Origin of the sequence: Marinicella sediminis, from assembly GCF_002000055.1 — a bacterium.
GTDB classification, from domain to species: Bacteria; Pseudomonadota; Gammaproteobacteria; order Xanthomonadales; family Marinicellaceae; genus Marinicella; species Marinicella sediminis.
This window is the reverse complement of sequence record NZ_MVBD01000016.1, coordinates 29,664-53,401: the sequence shown is the minus strand read 5'-3', so window position 1 is coordinate 53,401 and position 23,738 is coordinate 29,664. Positions and strand designations below refer to the sequence as shown.

Annotated in this window: 22 protein-coding genes and 1 tRNA gene; 10 read left to right on the top strand and 13 right to left on the bottom strand. The window is 49.3% G+C overall.

What is annotated here, in order from left to right:
* Positions 1-11 precede the first annotated feature (11 nt).
* The 4 genes from B0475_RS16265 to B0475_RS16250 form a co-directional block, all read right to left on the bottom strand.
* Entirely contained in the window at positions 12-1,907 is a 1,896-nt protein-coding gene (locus tag B0475_RS16265) for a DUF885 domain-containing protein (RefSeq protein ID WP_077412948.1), read from the bottom strand.
* A 71-nt stretch (positions 1,908-1,978) separates the two neighbouring features.
* Entirely contained in the window at positions 1,979-3,277 is a 1,299-nt protein-coding gene (locus B0475_RS16260) for an NCS2 family permease (protein WP_077412947.1), read from the bottom strand.
* A 14-nt stretch (positions 3,278-3,291) separates the two neighbouring features.
* On the bottom strand, positions 3,292-4,644 hold the full coding sequence (locus B0475_RS16255; protein ID WP_077412946.1) for an MATE family efflux transporter: 1,353 nt from the start codon (positions 4,642-4,644) through the stop codon (positions 3,292-3,294).
* 77 nt (positions 4,645-4,721) lie between these two features.
* Positions 4,722-5,252, bottom strand: a complete 531-nt coding sequence (locus tag B0475_RS16250; RefSeq protein ID WP_077412945.1) for a hypothetical protein — start codon at positions 5,250-5,252, stop codon at positions 4,722-4,724.
* Positions 5,253-5,353: 101 nt separating this feature from the next.
* On the opposite strand from B0475_RS16250, the gene B0475_RS16245 reads away from it, so the two are divergent.
* Entirely contained in the window at positions 5,354-5,638 is a 285-nt protein-coding gene (locus B0475_RS16245; RefSeq protein ID WP_077412944.1) for a DUF1244 domain-containing protein, read from the top strand.
* A gap of 352 nt (positions 5,639-5,990) precedes the next feature.
* Here the strand turns inward: B0475_RS16245 and B0475_RS16240 are convergent, their stop codons facing one another.
* The 3 genes from B0475_RS16240 to B0475_RS16220 form a co-directional block, all read right to left on the bottom strand.
* On the bottom strand, positions 5,991-7,181 hold the full coding sequence (locus tag B0475_RS16240) for a slipin family protein (protein ID WP_077412943.1): 1,191 nt from the start codon (positions 7,179-7,181) through the stop codon (positions 5,991-5,993).
* 1,191 nt (positions 7,182-8,372) lie between these two features.
* Positions 8,373-8,445: transfer RNA gene (locus B0475_RS16225), tRNA-Ile, on the bottom strand.
* Positions 8,446-9,011: 566 nt separating this feature from the next.
* Positions 9,012-10,220, bottom strand: a complete 1,209-nt coding sequence (locus B0475_RS16220) for an FG-GAP repeat protein (RefSeq protein WP_077412940.1) — start codon at positions 10,218-10,220, stop codon at positions 9,012-9,014.
* A gap of 157 nt (positions 10,221-10,377) precedes the next feature.
* Here B0475_RS16220 and B0475_RS16215 point away from each other — a divergent pair, with 157 nt between their 5' ends.
* Genes B0475_RS16215 through B0475_RS16205 form a run of 3 tightly spaced genes read left to right on the top strand, consistent with a single transcriptional unit; the run spans position 10,378 to position 13,008 of the window.
* Positions 10,378-11,244 carry an alpha/beta fold hydrolase gene (locus B0475_RS16215; protein ID WP_077412939.1) on the top strand — a complete coding sequence of 289 codons (867 nt, stop codon included), beginning with the start codon at positions 10,378-10,380 and terminating at the stop codon, positions 11,242-11,244.
* A gap of 5 nt (positions 11,245-11,249) precedes the next feature.
* Positions 11,250-12,302, top strand: coding sequence for a sensor histidine kinase (locus B0475_RS16210; protein WP_157893031.1), 1,053 nt, complete (start codon positions 11,250-11,252; stop codon positions 12,300-12,302).
* Positions 12,295-13,008 (top strand): LytR/AlgR family response regulator transcription factor, encoded by a 714-nt coding sequence (locus B0475_RS16205; RefSeq protein ID WP_077412937.1) that lies wholly within the window; start codon positions 12,295-12,297, stop codon positions 13,006-13,008. Before B0475_RS16210 ends, B0475_RS16205 begins: the two co-directional genes overlap by 8 nt.
* Positions 13,009-13,011: 3 nt before the next feature.
* On the opposite strand, the gene B0475_RS16200 is transcribed toward B0475_RS16205, so the two are convergent.
* The 3 genes from B0475_RS16200 to B0475_RS16190 form a co-directional block, all read right to left on the bottom strand.
* Positions 13,012-13,479 (bottom strand): GNAT family N-acetyltransferase, encoded by a 468-nt coding sequence (locus B0475_RS16200; RefSeq protein ID WP_077412967.1) that lies wholly within the window; start codon positions 13,477-13,479, stop codon positions 13,012-13,014.
* On the bottom strand, positions 13,472-14,224 hold the full coding sequence (locus B0475_RS16195; RefSeq protein WP_077412936.1) for a TerC family protein: 753 nt from the start codon (positions 14,222-14,224) through the stop codon (positions 13,472-13,474). The genes B0475_RS16200 and B0475_RS16195 overlap by 8 nt, the downstream gene beginning before the upstream one ends.
* A 62-nt stretch (positions 14,225-14,286) precedes the next feature.
* A complete protein-coding gene (locus B0475_RS16190) occupies positions 14,287-15,729 on the bottom strand; it encodes a right-handed parallel beta-helix repeat-containing protein (RefSeq protein WP_157893030.1) in 1,443 nt (480 codons plus the stop codon).
* Positions 15,730-15,969: 240 nt separating this feature from the next.
* Between B0475_RS16190 and B0475_RS16185 the strand changes: the two genes are divergently transcribed.
* Complete coding sequence (locus B0475_RS16185) at positions 15,970-16,440, top strand: SET domain-containing protein-lysine N-methyltransferase (protein ID WP_077412934.1); 471 nt, start codon at positions 15,970-15,972, stop codon at positions 16,438-16,440.
* On the opposite strand, the gene B0475_RS16180 is transcribed toward B0475_RS16185, so the two are convergent.
* Complete coding sequence (locus B0475_RS16180; protein WP_157893029.1) at positions 16,434-16,922, bottom strand: GrpB family protein; 489 nt, start codon at positions 16,920-16,922, stop codon at positions 16,434-16,436. The two genes, B0475_RS16185 and B0475_RS16180, sit on opposite strands and share 7 nt — an antisense overlap.
* The gene (locus B0475_RS16175) at positions 16,919-17,491 is read right to left on the bottom strand and encodes a PhnA domain-containing protein (protein ID WP_077412932.1); all 573 of its coding nucleotides are present in this window, start codon (positions 17,489-17,491) and stop codon (positions 16,919-16,921) included. The genes B0475_RS16180 and B0475_RS16175 overlap by 4 nt, the downstream gene beginning before the upstream one ends.
* Before the next feature lie 131 nt (positions 17,492-17,622).
* On the opposite strand from B0475_RS16175, the gene B0475_RS16170 reads away from it, so the two are divergent.
* A complete protein-coding gene (locus tag B0475_RS16170; protein WP_077412966.1) occupies positions 17,623-20,034 on the top strand; it encodes a zinc-dependent metalloprotease in 2,412 nt (803 codons plus the stop codon).
* Positions 20,035-20,058: 24 nt separating this feature from the next.
* Positions 20,059-20,943, top strand: a complete 885-nt coding sequence (locus B0475_RS16165; protein ID WP_232781902.1) for a GNAT family N-acetyltransferase — start codon at positions 20,059-20,061, stop codon at positions 20,941-20,943.
* Between the two features lie 35 nt (positions 20,944-20,978).
* On the opposite strand, the gene B0475_RS16160 is transcribed toward B0475_RS16165, so the two are convergent.
* Entirely contained in the window at positions 20,979-21,461 is a 483-nt protein-coding gene (locus tag B0475_RS16160) for a glutathione peroxidase (protein WP_077412931.1), read from the bottom strand.
* A 137-nt stretch (positions 21,462-21,598) separates the two neighbouring features.
* Between B0475_RS16160 and B0475_RS16155 the strand changes: the two genes are divergently transcribed.
* The 3 genes from B0475_RS16155 to B0475_RS16145 are packed head-to-tail and all read left to right on the top strand — an operon-like array spanning position 21,599 to position 23,706.
* Positions 21,599-22,189: a carboxymuconolactone decarboxylase family protein gene (locus tag B0475_RS16155; RefSeq protein WP_077412930.1), complete on the top strand. Its 591-nt coding sequence runs from the start codon at positions 21,599-21,601 to the stop codon at positions 22,187-22,189.
* A gap of 6 nt (positions 22,190-22,195) precedes the next feature.
* On the top strand, positions 22,196-23,134 hold the full coding sequence (locus tag B0475_RS16150; protein WP_077412929.1) for a cation diffusion facilitator family transporter: 939 nt from the start codon (positions 22,196-22,198) through the stop codon (positions 23,132-23,134).
* Positions 23,131-23,706: a GNAT family N-acetyltransferase gene (locus B0475_RS16145; protein ID WP_077412928.1), complete on the top strand. Its 576-nt coding sequence runs from the start codon at positions 23,131-23,133 to the stop codon at positions 23,704-23,706. Before B0475_RS16150 ends, B0475_RS16145 begins: the two co-directional genes overlap by 4 nt.
* The last annotated feature ends 32 nt before the right edge of the window (positions 23,707-23,738 follow it).

Here is a 23,738-nt window from a genome sequence, read left to right as displayed (position 1 = left end):
AATGATTCAATTCACTGGCTGACCGGGCTGACCGGATAGTCTGCAATCCACTGCTCAATTTTATCTTCCAGCACCGACATGGGTACGGCACCACCCAACAACACCAGGTCATGGAATGCTTTGATGTCAAATCGCTCGCCCAGGGCCTGACGAGCACGGTCACGCAATTCAACCAGCTTGATCATACCCAGTTTATAGCCAAGCGCCTGGCCTGGCCACACCATGTAACGTTCAATTTCAGCAACCACATCGGATTCAACGGTGCCAGTGGACCCGGCCATGTATTCAATGGCCTCCTCACGGGTCCAACGCTTGTGGTGCAAGCCGGTATCAACCACCAGTCTGACCGCCCTGAACAATTCCGCTTTCAACCGCCCCAGATCACTGTAAGGGTCATTTTCATACATCCCCATCTCTTTGGCCACCAGCTCTGAATACAAGGCCCAACCTTCCACATAGGCATTGTAAGGAGCGATCCTTCTGACCATTGGCAAACTGTCCTGGGCCAGATTCAAAGCCACTTGCCAATGATGACCGGGATTGGCCTCATGATAAGTCAGGGTTTTCAAATCAAACTTTGGATTGGCTTTGATGTCACGCAAGTTGATCCAGTAAATACCAGGTTGTGAACCATCCAATTTGGGTGATGAATACATGCCGCCGGGTGCCGATGCCTGTCTGGCTTTGGGAAACGCTCGAACCTCCACCTCATAAGGCGGTTTTGTGGCGAATTGCTCAGGCATGCGAACATTGATCTCATCGATGTAGCGGTTGAGGTCAGCGATCAGCGCAGCGCGGCCCGCTTCAGAATCTTCATACAGAAACTGTGGATCATCATTGATGGCCAACATGCGTTCACCAACGGTTCCATCGGTGTGCCCATTGGCCACCAGAATGGCATCCATTTCAGCACTGATGCGTTCCACTTCGGACAGCCCCAGGTTGTGTATCTGCTCAGGAGTTAAATCCGTATCACCCAGCATCTTCACTGCATCGGCATAAAAAGCTTCACCATTGGGTTGGGCCCAGATACCGGATGATTCTGTGGCCTTGGGCAACAATTGATTCATCGCGTCAATGAATAAACCATAACCACTGTATACCCCGTCTTTGATGTGGGTGGCAGCTTCCTGAACCATACGCTTCTTGTCTTCTTCCGACACCCCTTCAAGGACATTGAGTTGTTGTTCGAACTGTTGATACAACGGATGTTCACTGACTTCAGGCGCAATGAATGCCTCAAGTCCGGCAATGGTCTTTTCAATGATCACTTTGGGTGGAATCCAACCCTTGCCGGTATCGGCCGATAGTTTGGCCATCACTCCTTGCAGAAAGGCATCATAACCATCCAGTCTGGCCAGATAATCTTCGGCGTCTTTCAGGTTGTTGATCTTTTGGTTACTGACCATGTAATTCGGCACATCAATCAATGGGCCGTTGATTTGATTGACCACAAAAGGTGACAAACCCATCCACAGATCGATGTAACCAATGTCAAAGTCTTCATGACCGCTGAAGTAGCGGTTCAGATTCATCATCACCAGCTGATTAGCAGCATCGACCTTATTGGCGGTTTCCAGAGTGGTCAGCTGGGCATTGATTTGCCGCATGCGGTTGCGCATTTGTGCCTCAGATTCTGGTGAATAATCATCCAGGCGGTGGTTGTAAGCGCCGCCTGCCAGTTCCTCATCCACCCCCAACACGGTGGCGTAATGCGGCCTGGCATGAAACAGCACCTGGGCACTGGCTTTGAAATTGGCATCCAGCGGAGATACCGGGATGGCGGTATCGGTCACCACCACCTCAGGTTCAGCAACCGATGTTTGGCTGCTGTCTGCAGGTGGTTGTTCCTGACAGGCAGTCAGAACGGTGAGTAAGGACAGGGTTAACAGGGTTTTGTTTGGCATCGGGTCTTTCCAAATGAAAACCTACATGATACTGATCCGCGCAACAAAATGCACCTGCCAGATGCTCTGGCTTATAAAAAGCTGTACTTCAGTACGAAGCAGCTGGCAATCACCCAGACACTCAATGGTACATGCTGGTGCTGACCCGTGAGGATTTTGATCAGTACATAGCTGATAAAACCAACCGCAATGCCGTCAGAAATGGAAAAACTCAGCGGCATGATGATTGCGGTGAGTACCACAGGTGCATATTCTGTGAGGTCATCCCAAGGCACTGATTTCAAGGCTGATAGCATCATCACCGCCACGAACAACAAGGCCGGCGCAGTGGCATATGGGGGGATCATTTGTGCCAGGGGTGAAAAAAATAAAGCCAGTACAAACAAAACCGCGGTGGTCAGTGCGGTCAGACCGGTTTTGCCACCCACCGCCACCCCGGCACCACTTTCGATGTAGCTGGTGGTGGTTGAGGTGCCCATCACCGCACCTGCAATGGTGGCCGAAGAATCAGCCAACATGGCTTGGTCGGCCCTGGGCAAATGGCCTTGTTCATCCAGTAAACCGGCTTGCCGTGACACCGCGATCAACGTGCCAGAGGTATCAAACAGATCCACCAGCACAAACGACAGGATCACCGGCAGTAAAGTCAGGTCCAGAATGGCCCGCCATTCCAGTTGTGCCAGCGTCGGCGCCAATGATGGTGGTGTTGACAACACTCCCTGGAACTGTACTTTTCCAAGCATCCAGGCCACCACCGTGACCAGCAACACCCCGATGATGATCGCCGCGGGCAATTGACGGTGGTACAAAGCAATGATCACCAGAAAGCCCAGTAAAGTAAGCAACACTTCAGTGGAGCCAACCGAGCCAAGAGACACCAGGGTCGCCTCATTGTTAACAATCACCCCGGCATTCTGTAAAGCAATCATGGCCAGAAACAAGCCGATCCCGGCCGCAATGGCGGTTTTCAGGCTGGTCGGCATGGTATTGATCAGCCAGCTGCGTAAGCGACACAGGGACAACAGGAAAAAAATCACCCCAGACCACAACACACAGCCCAATGCCACCTGCCAGGTATACCCCATGGTACCAACCACCGTGAAGGTGAAAAAAGCATTCAGCCCCATCCCAGGAGCCATGGCGATTGGATAATTGGCCAACAAACCCATCAGTGCAGAACCCAAAGCAGCAGCCAAACAGGTCGCAACAAACACCGCCCCGGCATCCATGCCGCTGATGGCCAGGATGTTGGGGTTAACCACAATGATGTAGGCCATCGCCAGAAATGTGGTCAGTCCGGCTACCAATTCCTGTTTGACGGAGGTCTGGTGTTGTTCCAGTTGAAACCAACGGTTAAGGAAATCACTCATATCAAAAAGCCTGGTTATTCTGAATCATCGGATAAAGGAACTGTGAGGCGGGTCAATTGTCTGCGGGTATAGAAAAAGGCCAGTATGGCACTGAGCAATACGATACAAACAATGCTCCAAAAAATGGCATACAAGCCATAATCAAACACATGAATCAACACATAAAATGCGACCCCCGGCAACACCATCTGTCTGAGGATACCAATGACCATGGGAAAAATGGGCTGTTTGACCGCTTGCAACACTGCATTGGAACAAAACAGCGTCATGTAGCCGAAAAAAGCCAGGGCGTCCACCCGTAAATAATACACACCCACATCGATGATGGCTGAAGTGTCGGTAAATTGGGTCATCATCAGTGGCGACAAAAAGATCATCGTGGGTATAAACAACAGGGAAACCAACAAAGCCAGGGTCAGTGATTTCTGATAGGTTTCCCTCACCCGGTTCAACTTCCCTGCCCCAAAATTTTGCCCAACCACTGCCATCACCGAAGCATTCAACCCCAATGCTGGCATCAATAATAATTGTTCGATGCGGATTCCAACTGAGTAACCGGCCACCGGATCATCACCGAATTGAGAAATGAAGTAAATGGTGATGAATCCTCCGATGATGATGGTCAGCATGTTCATACTGGCTGGCAGAATTTGCTGCAACAATTGTTTCCAGTGATCCAGGTTGTATTGAGGGACCGACCAAGCCCTGACCTCATTTTTCAGCACCATCAGCAGATACAACGATGAAGCCAGTTTGATCACCAGGGTGGAATACGCCAGACCGGCAACCCCCAGATCCAAAACATAAATAAACAAGGGGTTAAGCACCCAATTGGCAAAAAAGCCTGCCATCAGCACATTGCGGTAACTGCGGGTATTGCCATGAGCGATTAATGCCCCTGCTGCCATTGATGTGAGGTTAAAAAACACATTGCCATACAGAATCACTGAGGTGTAATCCCAGGCCATTGCCACCACCTGTGAATCATCACTGAGGGTGTTCAGTAAATCATCAGCAAACAACAGTCCCAAAACCAAAATCAACAACGAAAAAAACCAGGTGATGCCGTGGGAACAATTGATCCATGCCCTGACCTTTGCCGGCTTACGGGTCCCTAAATCAGTTGCCACCATGGCCGATGTGCCGCTTTGCAGGCCCATACCCAGTGCCAGGAATAAGGCAAACACAATGCTGGCTATGGACAACCCAGATAAAGCCACATCGGATATGCGTCCGGCAAACCAATTATCAGTGAGGTTATACAAAGTGTTGAACACCATGCCCAGAGCGGCCGGAATGCCAATGCGGATCATTTGTTTGTAGACCGATCCTTTGGTCAGGTCCCGGTCATCAGCAGCTGCTTGCATGGTGTCAATTTAATTGGTAAACAGGCATTGTATCAAACCCGACCATGCTACAGCTGAACAGAATGGTGCCGCCGGCTTCAGCGGTGGCGATACCAATCTATGATGCGCAAAGCTGATTGTTGCGCTGATAAGCGGCCACTGTCCAGGGACAGCACTGGCTGACAAAACCGGGGGAAACTAAACCCGCCATCGGCTTTGATCTGTTGATAAAGCGCCTCATCAGTGAGTTTTCCAAAACGCCTCCGACTTTCATTATTCAGGCGCTGAATCAAATGCTTATCATTACAAATCAACTCAATATAATGCACTTCGCCACCTTGTGAGGTGATGGCCTGTTCAAGCTCAGAAATAAGCTCCGGATCAACCGTGCGCTCAGGGCTAAAGGTAAAGACAAAAGACTGCTGGTGTTCAGCAGCGGTTTGAAAAGCACTTTGCCATAACTCAGCCCGCAATTGACAAAATCCCGGTGTCCCGAAATCAAACAATGCCCGCACCGCATCCACCACCAGATGGTTGTGAAACAGCGGCATATTCAGTATTTCGCCGACCCGATGTCCGATGGTGTATTTGCCGGCTGCAGCCGGGCCATAAATAAACAACACATCCATACTCCGATTGTCATGGTAAAAGCACATAAATACAAGACATCTGAGGGATGGATTGCCTGCGATGACGTGTTAAAATATTCTCCTTTTAACCCACATTTACCATGGAAAAAGAAACCGAAATCAAAGCCCGTGTACTGGACCGCCTGATAGAACATTTTGATAACCACAAAGAAGTGCAGAACATTGATTTAATGATCCTGGCCCGTTTTTGCCGCAACTGTCTGTCAAAATGGACCGTACAGGAGGGTCAGGAATTGGGTGTGGATATCGATATTGATGAAGCCCGCCGGATGATCTACAAAATGGATTACCCAGAATGGAAAGCCGAGCACCAACCAGAAGCAACCCCCGAACAACTGGAACGGTTTAAGCAGCTCAGCCAATAAGCCCCTGGCAGAACCAGCTTCAGGAGATCCCTCGGCTGTGCCCGGGATGATAGACTTGTCCAGTCATTGCGAGGGAGCAACGATCGTGGTCATTCCCGCCCGATGACCCCAAATGCAAACCAAAAAAAACCCACGACATCAAAGACACCGTGGGCCACAGGTGGACACGCATCAAACGTTCAGTTTGATGCTGTCTTAATTGGAATGCATCAACCATCTCAGTATCACCGTTGGCTCACACCTCTAAGAGCCAGTCTGAGGTCATTCACTGCTTTGTTGTCATCGTTGCCAAGGACCTGGCCATTGGCTGCCAATGACGTCGCGCATTGAATGACCTCAGAACAGGCAACGGTCACACTGATTTGGTCAATGCATTCCGCAAGCCTTCCAAACCACCGAACACGGTGATGTTGTCGACTTTGTCGGCCACTTTTTCCAAAGTTTCCAACTCTTTCAATCGTCTTAAGGTGGCGCTTTCGTCCATCAACTTCGCGGTGTTCAGCAAAGAGCGGGTCGCAGCGGTTTCCTCACGGCGTTTGATGATGTTGGCTTTGGCGGCTTTTTCCGCTTCAACCACTTGATTCAAAATGGTTTTCATCTCGCCAGGCAAGATGATGTCTTTGACACCCACTTCGATCAGGGTTAAACCAAAAGCAGCCACTTTTTTCGCCACAAAGTTCATCACAAATGTGTCAATGGCTTCTTTGTCAGCCAGCAAAGCATCCAGCACTTTGGTACCGATGGCTTTACGCAAGGCCAGCTGCAGGGCGTTGTACAGGAACTCCCTGAAGTTCGCCAGTTCGGTGACGGCTTTAACCGCATCGGCCACTTTAAATGTGGCAGACAGGTTCACCCGCAGGCTGACTTTGTCTTTGGTCAGGATTTCCTGACCAGCCACTTCCAGTTGTTGCGCGCGGGTCTCAACCACCTGCACTTCGATGCTTTGGTTGAAGTTCCAGAAACCGAATTTACCGGCTTTCAAAACCCGTACCAATTGGCCATCGATGAACAACAGGCCGACCTGTTGGTTGGCCACTTCCTTGATCACCAAACCCTGATCCAAAGCAGAAGCCCTGGCGGCTTTGGCCAGCACATTGATGTCTTTGGCAGACACTTCGACCTGCTCGGTGACATTGATGCGTCTGACCGTGACTTTGGCCTGGGTGTTCCAGAACCATTTTTCAGCTTGTGGGTTCACCAGGCCATCAAACTGACCATCCACAAAGATCAGTGCCACCTCGTTTTCGTCGGTACTGATCACGGTGTAATGCGCGTTGCTACGAAAGTCACTTGCTTCCCTTCTTTCATCCTGCGGCTGAAAACCGGCTTCGCAAGTGTTATTTGATTTCATGTTGCGCAGTAATGCTTTGACGTCTTTCTGTACAATTTCAGTGTTGGTGATGTCAAACACCCGAACTTTCAGGCGGTTACCGACATCCCAGAACTGGTGTACACCAGCAGTCAAAACATCAATCAATTGTCTGTCGCGAAACAACAAAGCCCGTTCGTTGTCCGCCACCACGATTCTTTTTCTTAAAATCATTTTCTTTCGTCCTGTGCAATCCTTACTTGCACCGTTATGTGAACTCAGTCATTAAAACCTCGTTGATTAAAATTACCCCGAAGGGCGTTAAATAGGGTTGGCTCATGAGCCAGATACCGGCGCCAGGACCTCCTGACACCGGTTTTTAGCTTCCTTTCTCTTACTTACCTGTAAACCTGCACCAGGCCATCCTGGTACAAGCGATCCTTTTCTCTCTTCCCTGCCGCAGCCGCACAAGCCATCCTGTGGCGGCCTGGTCACCCATCAGCAGCGAGACACCGCCTTTGAATGACCCTGTGGTGACCAATCCTTGTCACCGTATCCACTGCCGCGTGAGTACCGCAACGGACACCTTCCTTGTCTGATTCACCAACAAACAACCATCCTGGCTGCTGTCGGCAATAAAATGAATGATCTTGGGACTTCATTCACTTTTGTTCATGACAAAAGTGAAAGCGGCCACGGCGATCATGTCGAGGGTTCAAACGCATGACTTTCTGATTCGCTATGCGCTCACCAACCAAGTCAGCGGGTCGAGCTGATCATCAGCTCTCCACCGATTCAGCACACGGCTCAACCGCACTGAATGGTGCAAACCTGCCACTCCACAATGGAGCAGCTGGTTTGACCTCCTGATGAGTCTGAGCCTTTGAAAAAAGAATTGCGGGGCTGAAGTTCAAGGCAGTGAACGTAATTAATAGCACCGCTATTGATTCAGTTCACTCACGCAGAAATTCAGTCACTCAAACTTTTTTTTCTTGGCTCAAGACCCGTCAAGAGGTCAAGAATAAATAAGGTCAATCTCACGGCCACCCAGTGGCCTGTGTGGGGTTGCTCCGGTTCCGCCGGATCGGCCCCTGCTCCACCTGCCTGTGGAAAAGGCACATCCTGTGCCGGCAAAGGCGTCATCGGTTTCTCAGCCTGTTTTTTACCCCAAACAGACTGCGGACCAATGCCACACGGGCATAAAGGTGGGTGCGTCCCTGCTTCCGGGCCTGGGCCCGGAATTCGGGTGGATGTTGCCATCCATCCAAACGCCACCTTCCTGCGCGGCCGCTGTGCGCCAACTGCCTTGTCGCTGCCACCGATTGCTGACAGGGAGCCTTGCTCCACGCACAGAGACTGACCTGTGATGTTTAAAGACGTCACGCGTCTTGCATTAAAAGGGGCTTTCGCCCGGTACCTTTCGGCTGGTTTCTTGAGCAGGAGTCGAACCTGCGACCGACAAATTATGAGTTTGCTGCTCTACCTCTGAGCTATCAATCTTAGAGAAGGACTCGAACCTTCATGTACTTACGTACGGTCATACCTAAAATGACTGCCTATACCAATTTGGCCATCTAATGCATCCAATCACCAGGCATACACGCCAGCAATGCTGGGGGCACCGGCCTGCCATGCAGAGACAGGACCCCTTGGGATTTGGATTCGGTTGCCTGATTGTCTTGTGAACAATCAAAGCTGTTTATTTCGGGCATAAAAAAACCCGATGTGGATAACCAATCGGGCTTTACGAGAAAGTTTCCTGAAAGGCCATCCAATGCCTTCCAGAATAAAAAGGCATTAAATCAACGCAGACTGCGCAGCACGTTCGAGTCATGACCCGGACATGTCGCTTGTGTGTTTATGTTGAAATAAAGTTGTTTCATGTGCTTGTTTTTGCTTTCGGCCCAGGGGCCTGTTTCAATAAAGGTGTCGCATTCTACGCCGATGTTTTTCAGAGTCAAGCATTTATTAATGTTTTTTTAACAATAAGGTTTGTTCACTGTGTGTGGAAATTTGTAATGAGTCGTGCATTAAATATTTTTTTTAAACATCAATGAAAAAAACTTATGGTTCATTTAACTGGTTGAAACCACTAGCAAAAATAAAATCATTATCAAAAAAATAAGCCGCAAATGCTTGTTCATCCTCATCAAATGCACCTGTGGCTGTTACCAATACCTCACTTCCTCTTTGGGTAACTTTTGTACCAAATCTGTCTTGTGGGTCCACATTACTGCTTTGGTAAACAGCAGTCTGAATCCATGTCGAATCCACTAAATGAAACTCAAATACGTAACTGTTAGCATCCTCTATTGCGTTACCAGGCGCACCAACCAATAATTTATTTTCATCCAAAAACAGGGAAAAGCCAAAAAACATGTGTTCTTCAGGAACTGCAGGGTGAATGATATTAGTCTCAACCCAATTACCGTTTACTTTCTCAAATATGTAGACTGATCCTGATTCAGGACCATTGATATAACTCCTTATGGCACCAACCGCAATTCTGTCTCCATCAAAAGCTACACTGTAACCAAAACTAATATCTTCTTGCATTACACTTGGAAACAACTGCTCTGTATTGACCCAACTATCATTCTTTAATTCAAATAAATAAACAGAACCATTCCTATATCCCAAAGTTGAGTCAGACATATCAGCAGTTACCATTACATTATCTTTGGCGTCAAATGAAAAAAAATAGGAATCAGATGGGTTTGATGATGACAAAAAATCACTCATAGTCCAAACACCATCATTGACTCTAAATTCGTAAATACCTTTGGTACTTCCAACCATGATACGATCATTATTCTCATGCACAGTATGCCCAAAAAACTCATATCTAATAGGCAATTCTGACTTTAATTTCGAAATCTGAATCCATTCATTTCCATTGTGCTGAAAAACATAGGCAGCTCCGGAAAAGACTTCCACATTACTTTCTTGGGGCGCCCCAACTATCATCAAATCAGAAATTTTGCTGATTGAATAACCAAAAAAATCACCTCTTTGAACATCAGATGGCCAAAAATGATCTGTTTGCACCCATTGTTCATTCAATTTATTGAAAACATAAACCGCACCAGTATTGATTGAGCTATCTGTATTTGATCTGATTGAGCCCATGAATAATGTATTCTCTTCCCATAAAACAGAATACCCAAAAGTTGGTAAAGTGCCCACTTCGTATAAATATAGCTTGGATCGCTCAGTAACGACACCAGAGACAGTGTTAATTACTAAGACCAGAATTGAAACAATAATTTTCATATCCCTCTGACAATTAATTAGTTGTTTGGATTATACAACACTGCCATATCTCAATGGAAAAACCACTCATCATCCGATCTGACCGCTCATACAAAACCACCACCCATTTTTCAGCCCATCCGTACACTGGAACCATTCACACAACACAGGAAACAGCATGAAACACCGAACTTTTACCCTAATGGCTTTTTTATTCACCAGCTTGACGGCCCTGGCCGGGGACTTTGATTTCAAAGTCACGGTGCACGGCGAAGGGCAACCCATGCTGCTGATCCCCGGACTGAGTAACGCTGCTGAAGTCTGGGACAGCACCGTTGAGCAATTCAAAGGCCAATATGAAATGCACACCGTGACCCTGCCGGGTTTTGCCGGTCAGCCACCCTTACAAAACACCGAGGGCTTCCTTAACCAGGTGCGTGATCAATTGTTGGCCTACATTGATCAGCACGGCTGGCAACAACCGGTGATCGTGGGCCACAGCCTGGGCGGTTATGTGTCTATGCTGATGGCCATCGAACAACCGAACCTGTTTGAGAAAATCATCATCGTTGATGCGGTGCCCTTCATTCCGGCTCTGACCATGCCAGGTGCCACTGAAGAAAATTCCAAAGCCATGGCCAATGGCATGAAGGCCCAAATGTCATCTCAATCCGAACAGATGCGTGCGGCTTCACTGGACATGATCCTGGCTTCCATGATCACCAATCCTGAACACATCAAACTGGCCAAACAGTGGGGCATGGACTCGGATCCTGCATCGGTTAATCAGGCCATGTATGAGATGATGACCCGTGACATCCGTGATGAAATCGCGGTGATCCAAACCCCCACCCTGGTGATGGGCTCCTGGGTCGCTTACAAAATATATGGCATGAGCCGCGAGCGGTTACAACAATCCTACGGAGCCCAGTATGCAGCCATGCCAGATCAAAGGCTGGCGGTGACCGACACCGGTAAACATTTCATTATGTGGGATGATCCTGAATTTTATTTTGCTACAATGACTGACTTTCTGAATCAGTGATCATCATGCGCACAGGCACCCTCTTCTGGATCGTTAACACAGCAGGTTGGTTTACCTTCCTGCTGTTAACCGGTGTGTTCTTTGGCTGGATGAGCGGTCAGCTGAACCAGAACACCCTGGTCCTGCAAATGACGGCATTTATGTATTACCTGCCGGCTTCCGGCTTGTTGCGCCACCTGATTCACCGCCTGGGCTGGTTTGAACAACAAAAACATGGCTGGCTGATGCTGCAATTGTTGCTGATCACCTTTCTGCTGGCCCTGACCGGTCAGTTCATCGTCTCAATGGTGATGATGTATGGTTTGAACATGATGAACTGGGCGGCTTATTCGGTGCCCATTTTGTTGATGACCACGGTGCAAAACTGGATTGTGCTGTGCCTGTGGACCCTGTTGTATCTGGTGCTTAAACAATTTCGCATCAACCGCCGGCAACGCATCCGCGAACTGGAACTCGAGCGTTCGGTCAAAGAAGCTGAACTGATGGCCCTCAAAGCCCAGTTGAACCCGCACTTCATTTTTAACTGCCTGAACAACATGCGCGCCCTGGCATTGGATGATGGACCCACCACCCGGCAAATGATCACCCACCTGTCGGAGATCCTCAAATACTCCTTTCAGTATGAGCAACAAACCCAGGTCACAGTAGAACGGGAGATCCAGCACGTCAACAACTACCTGGCCCTGGAAGCCATTCATTTTGAACAGCGACTGCAGACCAATATCGAGGTCGAGCCGGCAGTGGCCCATACGATGATACCGCCCTTGTCGGTTCAATTGCTGGTAGAAAACGCCATCAAACACGGCATCAGCCTGTTGCCCGGCGGTGGAGAGCTGTCCATCTGTGTGGATCAACATGACAACCAACTGCGCATCCGGGTGGGTAACCACGGACGCATACAACCAGACAATGACAGCACCGGTATCGGCCTGAACAACCTGCGTCAACGCTTGCAGTTGTTGTATGGTACCGATGCTCAATTTCAGCTTGAACAGGTCAAAGACAACTGGGTCGCAGCCACCATCACCATGCCCCTGGAGAACAATCAACATGAGTAAACACCTCAAAGCCCTGATCATTGATGATTCCAGGCTGGCCCGCAAGGAACTACAGCATTTACTCAGCGCCCATCCACAGATCATGGTGGCTGGTGAAGCCGAATCCGGGCAACAGGCACTGGAATGGCTGCAACAACAATCAGCCGATGTGCTGTTCCTCGACATTCAGATGCCGGGCATGGATGGCTTTGAACTGCTGCAACAACTGGACCGGGTGCCACAGGTGGTGTTTGTCACTGCTTTTGACCAGTATGCCATCCGTGCCTTTGAACACAATGCCCTGGATTACCTGCAAAAACCCATTGAACCATCGGACCTGTCAAGGGCCGTCGAGCGCATCAACCAGCAGATCAGCGAGGCACCGGCCAAACGCTTGACCGCCGGTGACCGGGTTTTTCTCAAGGATGGTGATGACTGTTGGTTTGTGGATGTGGCCGAAATCGAGCACATGGAGGTGGATGGTAATTACACCACTGTCTGCTTCGCTGGCCATCGGCCGATGCTGCCGAAAACCCTGAATCACCTGGCCGAACGCCTCGATGAATCCTTGTTCTTCCGGGCCAATCGCAACCAGCTGATTAACCTGAAACACATCAAAAACATCGAACCCTGGGTTCAGGGCATTCGCATTGAGCTCAGCAGCGGCGCGCACATTGAACTGTCCCGCCGACAAACGCAGAAATTCAAGGAATTGATGAGCCTGTGAGGCTCAGAGCTTCAGTGACATGAAGACGTTGTTAGGGTCTTCCCTGTAGTGACCAAAAGGCTCACAATACACAAATCCATGGTTCTGATACAACTGCCTGGCGGGTGCAAAATACGCCATGGAACCGGTTTCCAACTTTAAACACTGATAGCCGCGCTCGCGGCATTCAGCGATCACCTGATCCAGTAAATACCGCGCCACACCCTGGCGCACGAAGGCATTTGCAGTCTTCATGGATTTGAGTTCACCATAGGTATGATCCCAGTGTTTCAGGGCCACACAACCGGCCAGTTGCTGTTGTTTCCACAACGTCCAGAAATCAATGTCTGGTTGTCTTAAACCATCCAGATCCAGCACATGCCGGCTTTCAGGGGGTGAATTGGCCGCCATGTGGTCCAGATGGGCCTGCAGTAACTCATGCACTTCCGGGCGTTCAAGCCCACCTTCGGTGAACCAAAAAGAATCACTCATGACCTGCACCGCTGGCTTTGCTTCTGGCCCGGCGGGCCATGATATTCAGGCCTTCAATGAACACCGAAAAGGCCATCGCTGCATAAATGTATTTCTTCGGAAAATGCACCCCAAAACCCTCAGCAATCAGCACGGTTCCAATCACCAGCAGGAAACCCAGGGCCAGCATCAGCACACTGGGGTTACGTTCGATGAAACGTGACAGTGGTTCTGCTGAAATCAGCATCACCACCACCGCGACCACCACCGCAATCACCATGATCGGCAGATGCCGGGTCATGCCAATGGCGGTGATGATGCTGTCAATGGAAAACACCATATCAATCAGGATGATCTGGGTGATGGCAGCAGCAAAGGTCAGTTTCATGGCACTGTAGTTGTTGGCCTGATTCACCGCATCCGGATCCACATGTTCATGAATTTCACTGATCGCTTTCCACACCAGGAACAAACCACCGGCCAGCATGATCAGGTCACGCCAGGAAAAAGCCTGATCACCAATACTGAACACCGGTTCGGTCAGTGACACAATGAAGGCAATGGTGGCCAGCAAACCCAGTCGCAACACCAGTGCCAAAAGAATGCCTATTTGCCTGGCCAGGCGTTGCCGCGCTTTGGGCAGTTTGTTGGTGATGATGGAGATGAATATCAGGTTATCAATGCCCAAAATCACTTCCATCAGGATCAGGGTCATTAAAGCCAGCCAGGTTTGCGGCTCCGAAAATAAAGCAATGAAAGCTTCCATGAATACAGGTGCTCAGTCAAAGCACATAGTGTAACCAAAAATCCTGACTGTGGCTGTCAGTTTCAATCAAATCCATCCATAAATATCAAATCACAGCCCAGTTCATCACACCGTTCAAACGCTCCAATGTCCAGACTTCCCTGTATCGGTCGGTTGTCAATGATCTGATGACGGTGATACTGGCGGTATAAATCATGATCAGGTATCAGGTTGACTGGTAACGACATGCCACCATCCTGTAACTCATTTGAAGCAGCCAAACTGAAATCCTGGTTGTTGAAATCATTAAAACCAGGTACAGTGCCCACCACATTGTTACCCAGGTTAATCACGGCCCCAGTTGGTGAACAATGACAATCGTTCCAACCACTTTTCAACCAGTTGTGTTCGAACTCAAGGGTGCCGGCCCCACCCACCAACGCCAATGTACCACCGTTGCTGGTACCGTAATACACGTTGTTGAACATGTGTGCAGTTTCATCATTGGTCGACAGCCCCATCAGGGTGGTGTTACCGCTGCGGGTGGAGATCACCGTGTTGTTGTAAAAGTACAAGTCGCCTTTGCGGTAATCAGCAGTGGTGCCACTGTCGCCCCCATAATGCAGAATCTGTGAGTTACCTTGCCCGTCAGATTCAATCAACACATTGCCATAAACATGGGTGGTGGAATAACTGGGATGGTTGACCAGCACTGCCGAATCTTCGGCATCCACCAGATCCAGCTGACGGTTACCATCTTCAATCCAGTTATAACGCACCACCAGGCCAGCTGAACGGTCTTTGAGGTTGTTACCACCTGCACCATCGCGCAATGCTCCAAACCGATTGCCTTCATAGATGATACCGATGGCCGCGGTGTACGTATTGTGTTCAAAAATCCGCCCCACTATGCCATTGTCATAAATGTGATTATTCTGGATCAAAATATCCTGCGTTTCACCGCCATTGGCACCAACAAAGATGCCATTGCCACTGTTATGAATGATGTTGTTTCTGAAGGTGATGTGCTGACCGATCTCTACATACAAACTGGCGGCATTGTTGCTGTAAGTTTCGGTGCCACCACCATCATTGGTGAATTGAAACGGAGGCCGGGCCGATCTGAGGTCCAGATGTTCCACGATGATGTGTTGTGGAATCGGGTTACTGGGTGTATTGGAACCACCAATTTTAATCAATCCCCGCCGCTCATTCCAGAAGTTGACGCCAGGAACGGTCTCCGCATCTTCCGCATCTATCACCGGTAATTGTCCCTGAGGACCAGGCACACCTTGCACCACAATCGGAGCCATCGCCGTTCCCACGGCATTGATCACCCACTTTTCCCGGTAGGGCGTCGAGCGCCAATGAATGCGCACCAGATCACCAGCCTGCAGTGATGCCCAGGGCACTTCCCCAATCCTTGACAGGGCTTGATTCGGGCCCACTTCATATACCGCGGCCTGCAAAGGTCTGGCCCCAAAGGCAAAACACAACACAGCTGAAAAGGTTAACAGTGATTTCATGGCACCAAAAACATAGGGGGAATCTGAAAGTTTACCGCTCAACACCCATTGAAAATGTTAATTGGATCATGATTTATCCAATGGGTTGAATGATTTATTGCAAGGCTGATGATTTTTTATTTCAGGGTAAAAATTCATTGTGCAAAACCATGATTTAATAGTATAAATGCAAAAAAGAGGCGGGTCCGGTCATCAACGGTCTCGGCCATTCAATCAGCTAGATTATGAGGGTTTCTGGTGATGATTTATCCCAAAGAGTACGGTAACGACCCACTGTTTCCACAGTCTTCGGATTTCCGCGTTGAATTTAAAAATCACGTGGCAGGTAAAGGGGTGGTTTGTTTAAAACCATTTAAAAAAGGCCAGACACTGGCCAGACTGGCTGGAGAAGAAATCAATGCCATGCGTGAACATTCATTTCAGATAGGCAAAAACAAACACCTGAATGATGAGTTTTTCACAGGTTTTTTTCTGCATGCCTGTGACCCCAACACCAGTATCAACACCAAAGAACACATTGCCACAGCCATCAAAGACATCCAGCCCGGGGATTACATCACCATCGACTACAGTGACACCGAAGATTACCTCTTCAGACAATTCAAATGCAATTGCGGTGCGAAAAAATGCCGTGGAGTCATTGCTGGAAAAAAAGAAATGCCCCGCTCATCACTTTCAGTCACTGGCTACTACGATGACGATGACTATTGAATCTTGCAGCGATCCAATTGTTGATAAAAACCGGCTTTGGCCCGTTGATATGCTTGTTTGTCATTCGGATATCGCTGTTGCAAGCGTTGTTTTAACTGATTGAATTCTTTTATTTTTTCCGGCGCATGACTCATTACCCGGACAAAATTCAGGTGTTGTTCAATCGCTGGGTGACCAGTGGCAAATACATGTAAATGGCACTTGGTTTCAGTTGCCCGGCTGAAATAAATCCGCCCGGCAATTCCATAAGCTCCCCGACAGGTGAATCCAAGCTGTTTGATCAAGGGAATGGCGGGGTTCAGGTGACTCAGGGATGACACCTGACCCAGCACATCAATACAGGGTTTTGCCATCAATCCCTCAATCGCTGTGCTGCCAATGTGGTCAAGCCTGATGGTCAAACCTTCAATCGCCAGGATGGCCCGTCTGATTGTCAGGTAGTCTTCTGCCCAACTGGCCTGATGGGAGCTCAGGTAAGTCAATGCGACTTTTTCACATATTCAGTCAATATCACAATGCGCTGGCCTTCCACTTTACCTTCGATGTGTTGCGGATTATCCTGGACCAATGAAATGTTGCGCACTGCCGTGCCTTGCTTGGCGGTGAAACCACCGCCCTTGACTTTCAGGTCTTTAACCAGAGTAACAGTGTCTCCGGCCACAAGTTCAGCGCCGTGACAATCCTGATGCAGTAACCGCTCCTGGCCTTCTCCCGTGGCTTTTGCCCATTTAAGCAAATCATCTTCAAGGTACATCATATCCAGCAAATCCCGTGGCCACCCTTCGGCTGATAAACGGGTCAACATCCGCCAGGCAAGCACTTTAACAGCAGGCACTTCACTCCACATGCTGTCATTCAAACACCGCCAGTGATTGGGGTCTGAAAGTTCAGGATCTGCAATCTGTTGCCGGCAAGTGGTACACAACATGGCTGTGTTTTCTGCGTCCGGCTGATCAACGGGGGGAACCTGATACAATGCCAGATCATCGGCAGCTCCACACAATTCACATTGACCGGCTGAACGGTCTCGTAATATCAATTCAATGTTCATACCGGTATTATAATGGAGTTAACTCAGGCAGCGATCGGCAATCTCGACTGATGGGCATTTTTTAGATGACAACCCCGCTTCAGCTTGGCAAAATGGATCGTCTGACTGACACCACCAAAAGGAGAATCCCCATGACCAGAATGTCTCTGCTGATGCTTTTGCTGTGCATCCAGCCCACCTTTGCCAACGACGACACAACCAAAAACATTGCCGAATTCACTGCCCAAATGGAAGCTCATGAGGGTTTTGTCGATTTTTTCCGGGACCCAAGTGAAGGTAAGATTTACCTGCAACTGGAACAGTTTGATCAAGACTTGTTGTACATCTGGTATTTACAGTCTGGTGTCGGCTCCAACGACATCGGCCTTGACCGGGGACAAATAGGTGGCCAGGCATTGGTGCAATTTCAGCGTTTTGGCAACAAAGTCCTGATGGTGGAGCCAAATCAGTCATTTCGCGCCCATTCTGATAATCCTGCCGAACGTCAGGCAGTTGAAGATGGCTTTGCCAGATCGGTGCTATGGGGAGGCACTGTGGTGGCTGAATCAGAGGGCTCTGTGTTGGTGGACTGGACCGGTTTTCTGTTGCGTGATTCTCAAGGTATCAGCCAACGCCTGTCGCAACTCAAAGAAGGTCAGTTCAGTGTCGACAACCAACGTTCTGTGATATACCCGGAAAACACCAAAAATTTTCCTCGAAATACTGAGTTTGAAGCACTGATCACCCTGCAGGGCAATCAGCCGGGCAAACATGTGCGTTCGGTGGCACCAACCAACGACGTACTCAGTATCCGAACCCACCACTCACTGGTTGAGTTACCTGAACACCCCTGGAAAACCCGTGATTTTGATCCCCGCAGTGGCGGCATACCCATGTCATTTAAAGATTACGCTGCGCCATTGGGTGAATCAATGAACCGCCAATGGCTGATACGCCACCGCCTGGAAAAACAACACCCCGAACTGACTGTCAGTGATCCAGTTGCTCCCATTGTTTATTACCTGGATCCGGGAACACCTGAACCGGTGCGATCGGCATTACTGGATGGTGCGCGTTGGTGGGCAGATGCTTTTGAAGCTGCTGGTTTTTCCAATGCCTTTGAAGTCAAACTGCTACCGGCCGGTGCCGATCCGCTGGACATCCGCTATAACACCATTCAGTGGGTACATCGATCAACCCGCGGCTGGTCATATGGCGCCAGCATCGTCGATCCCCGCAGTGGTGAAATTCTCAAAGGTCATGTCACTCTGGGGTCATTGCGGGTCCGGCAGGACATGCTCATCGCACAAAGCCTGCTCTCACCTTTTAAACCGGGTGAATCCACGGTGGCAGTGGAACAGGCCATCAAAGACATGGCCCTGGCACGCCTGCGACAATTATCTGCTCATGAAGTGGGTCACACCCTGGGGCTGATTCATAACTTTTATGCCAGCAGCCTGGACCGGGCATCGGTGATGGACTATCCACACCCCCTGGTCAAAGTCACCTCCTCAGGCGAACTGGATTTGAGTGATGCCTATGATGTGGGCATAGGCTCATGGGACACCCTCTCACTGAGGTATCTGTATCAGCCATTTGCTCCGGAAGAAGAAGCCAGCCAACTGCAGCAAATGCTGACTGAAGCCCGGGCAGATGGTCAGGTGTTCATAGCCGACCGCGATGCCCGTATGCCAGGTGGTAGCCACCCAATGGCTCATTTGTGGGACAATGGCCGCGATGCCGCTCAAGGGTTATTGGATGTGCTTCATGTCAGACAACAGGCACTGAATAACTTTGGCCTCAACACCATCAAAAGCGGTGAGCCAGTGGCCAGCCTGGAACGTCACCTGGTCCCCGTCTATTTGTTCCACCGGTATCAGACCGAAGCAGCTGTTAAGCTGATCGGCGGGGTGAATTACCGCTATGCCATCAAAGGTGAGGATCAGGTGTTTGCCACTGTGGTCAGCGCAGAACAGCAACAGCAAGCCCTCGATGCTGTTTTACAAACCCTGAGTGTGAAGCACCTGGCTGTCAATGAAGCGCTGTTGCCCCTGTTGTTGCCTCCGGTTGAGGGCAGTTACCGGGACCGCGAACACTTCAAACACCGCACTGGTCTTAACTTTGATGCCCTGGGTGTGGCTGAAACCGCAGCCCTGCACAGTTTGCAGTTACTGTTAAACCCGCAACGCCTTAACCGGCTGGTCGAACACCATGCCCGTGACAACCAGATGCCCGTATTGAGCGATGTTCTGCAACAGTTGTGGCAATCAACATGGGAACAAAAGCATCAAAACTCATACCACAATGCAGTACAGCAAGGCATCAACTGGGTGACCCTACAACAATTACTGAATAAGGCCACTGACCCTCAATTGGCCGCCATCACCAGGGCTGAAATCCATGCTTTTCTTGACAGAAAGCAACGCTGGTTGACAAAACAACGAAACAAAAACCCTGTCAATGCCATGGCATTGACAGCCATAAAACAACATTTTCTTCAGGCCACAGAAGCCATGCCCTACCAGGCACCAACCATACCACCAGGATCACCCATTGGTAACTAACCTGACACCACGAGCAGCGAACAGATGAATAAAGACCTATTGATCACCGGCATCAAACCAACTGAAGCAGTCAATGACATGATCATCAGAACGGCCACTCCTGAGGACATCATCCAAATGATCGACTGGGCGGCAGCCGAAGGCTGGAATCCCGGACTGAATGATGCCCATTGTTACCAATTGGCTGATCCCAATGGTTTTTTTGTTGGCATGATTGATGACCAGATGGTGGCTTGTATTTCTGCTGTCAGGTATCAGGGGTTTGGCTTCATTGGCTTTTATATGGTAAAGCCTGAATACCGCGGCCGGGGTCTTGGGATGCACATTTGGTACCATGCCATGGAATACCTATCTGGTTGCCAAATTGGACTGGATGGGGTAGTGGCACAGCGAAAAAACTACGAGAAATCAGGTTTTCGCATGGCCCATAAAAGTATCCGTTACGCCTGGCAACATCAATCAATCGCTGATGCTGTTGCGATGAAACCACCAGCTGATCACAATGAAGACACCTTGCTTTCCTATCTTGATGACTTTTTCCCAGCGAGCAGACACGCATTCAACTCAGCCTGGCGCAGCCAGGACAATGCAAAGGAATTCCTTGTCAGTGAAGCCGGAAAAATCAAAGGCTATGGGGTCATCAGGGCTTGTCTGGAAGGCTACAAAATTGGTCCCCTGTTTGCCAGCGACCTGGCCACAGCGCAATGCATCCTTGAGCAATTAACGATTGAATTAACCGACGGCTGTCAGGTGTTTCTTGACGTACCCAAGGTGAACAAAAAAGCTGTTCAATTGGTTACCCAAATGGGTGCTGAACCGGTCTTTGAAACCGTGAGAATGTACATCGGTGGCGCGCCAAGAATCCACGTCTATAACACGTATGGGATCACTTCATTTGAAATAGGCTGACCGGACAACTCAGAGGGATCCGGTCAGCGGTCAAATCAAGCGGCCAAAGCCGCTTCGATGTGTTTTTTGATGTCAGCAGGTTTGGTGGTAGGGGCAAATCGCTTGATCGGCTTGCCGTCTTTACCAATCAGGAATTTGGTGAAATTCCATTTGATTTTCTTGCCAAGGGTTCCCGGCAATTCATCTTTCAGGTATTCAAAGACTGGATGAGTGTCTTTCCCGTTCACATCAATTTTACCAAACATGGGGAAACTGACACCGTAATTGATTTCACAGAATTCACTGATCTGATCTGCATTTCCAGGTTCCTGTTTTCCAAACTGATTGCAAGGAAAACCCAGGATCACCAAACCTTCGTCTTTGTACTCATTGAATAAGGCCTGTAAACCTTCGTACTGGGGCGTGAGGCCGCATTTGCTTGCGGTATTCACCACCAACACCACTTTGCCTTTGTAATCAGCCAGTGACTGTTGCTGACCAGTCAGGGTGTCAGCTGATAATTCGTAAAATTCTGTCATGTTAACCGTAACCAATTGGAAAACCCCATTATGGTGATGAACGTGTGAAATTTAAAGCAAAGCCAGACAATTAACACTTGAATTTTTAAGGCCATGACTTTAGCCTTAAGCCTTCTTTATACGTAGCCACAACAAACATGCCACTCATCAAACCCCTCGATCAATTTGCCAATCCAGAAGTCGAACGACTGGTTAAATTTTTCAATGAAACCCTGGGATTTTGTCCCAACAGTGTACTGACCATGCAACGGCGCCCTGCCATTGCTGAAGCTTTTGTAAACCTGAATATGGCGGTGATGGCCAATAAAGGACGGGTGACTGCAGAACAAAAAAGACTGGTGGGCTATTTGACCAGTGCGCAAACCGGATGCAGGTATTGTCAGGCTCACACCATCCTGGCTGCTGAACGTTATGGCGGCTCTCAGGAACGCCTGGACAGCATTTGGGAATTTCGCTCAAGCGGGTTATTCAGCGATGCTGAAAAAGCCATGTTTGAATTTGCCCTGGCAGCATCCAGTGTACCCAATGCAGTAGACCAGGCCATTGAAGCCGAGTTAAAAAAACACTGGGATGAGGGTGAGATCGTTGAAATCTTAGGTGTCATTGCGCTGTTTGGCTACCTGAACCGTTGGAATGATTCAATGGGCACCTCACTTGAAACCGGTGCTGAATCGGCCGGCATGAAGTATTTTGGCGCACAGGGCTGGGACAAAGGCAAACATCAATAACATATCATGAGTCACGACCACAGCCATCACGACCACAGCCATCACGACCACGGTCACCATGACCACAGTGTCGATGTGAATGAGGACAACAAAGCCCGCGTTTTGTGGGCCATGATACTGACCTTTGGCTTCATGTTCGCCGAAATCATCGGCGGATTGTTGTCTGGCTCACTCGCTTTACTGGCAGATGCCGGGCACATGTTCAGCGATGGTCTGGCACTGTTGTTATCCTGGCTGGCTTTTGCTTACAGTGACAAAGGTGCTGATAAAACCCGTAGTTTTGGTTGGCACCGATTTCAGATTCTGGCGGCTTTTGTCAATGGACTGAGCCTGTTGCTGATCGCCACCTGGATTGTGTTCGAGGCGGTTAAAAGGTTCATGATGCCGGTTGAGGTCATGCCCACCCCTATGCTCATCATTGCTGTTTTGGGATTGGTCATCAACCTGGTGGTTTTCAAAATACTCAGTGGCGGAGATCATGACAATCTGAACCTTAAATCTGCCATGATTCACGTTATGGGTGACTTACTGGGCTCAGTTGCGGCGATTGTTGCAGCATTGCTGATCTGGTTTTTTGGCTGGTTCTGGGCAGACCCGGTGCTGTCGTTGCTGGTCGCCCTGCTGATTCTAAAATCTGGTTGGCAGGTGGTAAAAAAATCCGCACACATCCTGATTGAAGGCTCGCCGGATGACATCGATGATACCGCCGTAAAAAAACAATTGATGAAAGACATCCCATCGGTCACCGACGTGCACCATATTCATGTCTGGTCACTGACCAATGACATCAACCTGATGACCCTGCATGTCCAGGTGGATGAGGTGATGCACGAAACCGATGTCCTGAAACTGATCAAAGCCTCCATTGCCACACACTTTGACATCCAGCACACCACCATACAGGTTGAGCACCTGCCCTGCCCAGATGAAGGCTGTCAAATGTGAAGACTGAAAACCAGCAGTCACCTGTCATCACCCTGGCCAGCACCGATGAAGAGTTACAAGGCATCCTCGTTTTGCAAGAACACAACCTCAAGTCTCAGCTGTCAGCGGATGAACAAATGAGCGAAGGGTTTGTGACCCTGAAACATGACCTTGCATTACTCAGGCTGATGAATCAACCACACCGGCATGTGATTGCCAAACTGAATCAACAGGTGGTTGGATATGCCCTGATCATGGTGCCACAAATGGCCAGGCACATGCCCTTGCTGAAGCCTATGTTTGAACGCATTGAGCAATTGACACTGCATGATCAGCCCATCACCAATGACCGTTATGTGGTCATGGGTCAGGTGTGTGTGGCCAAAGCATACCGCTCATCCGGACTCTTTGCCGGGCTGTATGCCAGATTGGCAGAAACCATGAAACCACTTTGCGATTGTGTGATCACTGAAATTGCTACCCACAACACCCGTTCTGTCAGAGCCCATGAAAAAGTGGGTTTCAAAACCGTTAGCTGCTACACCAGCAATGCAACGGAGTGGCAAATCGTGTTGTGGGAATTGCAGACCTGAAAACTGCCACCAATCACACGAATTTCATGGTT

Bases quoted from the DNA above. Each gene is read 5' to 3' on its own strand.
- B0475_RS16215 (WP_077412939.1), top strand. From the start codon at position 10,378: ATGAAACACCGAACTTTTACCCTAATGGCTTTTTTATTCACCAGCTTG.
- B0475_RS16160 (WP_077412931.1), bottom strand. From the start codon at position 21,461: ATGACAGAATTTTACGAATTATCAGCTGACACCCTGACTGGTCAGCAA.
- B0475_RS16185 (WP_077412934.1), top strand. From the start codon at position 15,970: ATGATTTATCCCAAAGAGTACGGTAACGACCCACTGTTTCCACAGTCT.
- B0475_RS16200 (WP_077412967.1), bottom strand. From the start codon at position 13,479: ATGAGTGATTCTTTTTGGTTCACCGAAGGTGGGCTTGAACGCCCGGAA.
- B0475_RS16150 (WP_077412929.1), top strand. From the start codon at position 22,196: ATGAGTCACGACCACAGCCATCACGACCACAGCCATCACGACCACGGT.
- B0475_RS16220 (WP_077412940.1), bottom strand. From the start codon at position 10,220: ATGAAAATTATTGTTTCAATTCTGGTCTTAGTAATTAACACTGTCTCT.
- B0475_RS16175 (WP_077412932.1), bottom strand. From the start codon at position 17,491: ATGAACATTGAATTGATATTACGAGACCGTTCAGCCGGTCAATGTGAA.
- B0475_RS16170 (WP_077412966.1), top strand. From the start codon at position 17,623: ATGACCAGAATGTCTCTGCTGATGCTTTTGCTGTGCATCCAGCCCACC.
- B0475_RS16240 (WP_077412943.1), bottom strand. From the start codon at position 7,181: ATGATTTTAAGAAAAAGAATCGTGGTGGCGGACAACGAACGGGCTTTG.
- B0475_RS16255 (WP_077412946.1), bottom strand. From the start codon at position 4,644: ATGCAAGCAGCTGCTGATGACCGGGACCTGACCAAAGGATCGGTCTAC.
- B0475_RS16245 (WP_077412944.1), top strand. From the start codon at position 5,354: ATGGAAAAAGAAACCGAAATCAAAGCCCGTGTACTGGACCGCCTGATA.
- B0475_RS16190 (WP_157893030.1), bottom strand. From the start codon at position 15,729: ATGAAATCACTGTTAACCTTTTCAGCTGTGTTGTGTTTTGCCTTTGGG.
- B0475_RS16205 (WP_077412937.1), top strand. From the start codon at position 12,295: ATGAGTAAACACCTCAAAGCCCTGATCATTGATGATTCCAGGCTGGCC.
- B0475_RS16195 (WP_077412936.1), bottom strand. From the start codon at position 14,224: ATGGAAGCTTTCATTGCTTTATTTTCGGAGCCGCAAACCTGGCTGGCT.
- B0475_RS16250 (WP_077412945.1), bottom strand. From the start codon at position 5,252: ATGGATGTGTTGTTTATTTATGGCCCGGCTGCAGCCGGCAAATACACC.
- B0475_RS16155 (WP_077412930.1), top strand. From the start codon at position 21,599: ATGCCACTCATCAAACCCCTCGATCAATTTGCCAATCCAGAAGTCGAA.
- B0475_RS16260 (WP_077412947.1), bottom strand. From the start codon at position 3,277: ATGAGTGATTTCCTTAACCGTTGGTTTCAACTGGAACAACACCAGACC.
- B0475_RS16165 (WP_232781902.1), top strand. From the start codon at position 20,059: ATGAATAAAGACCTATTGATCACCGGCATCAAACCAACTGAAGCAGTC.
- B0475_RS16210 (WP_157893031.1), top strand. From the start codon at position 11,250: ATGCGCACAGGCACCCTCTTCTGGATCGTTAACACAGCAGGTTGGTTT.
- B0475_RS16265 (WP_077412948.1), bottom strand. From the start codon at position 1,907: ATGCCAAACAAAACCCTGTTAACCCTGTCCTTACTCACCGTTCTGACT.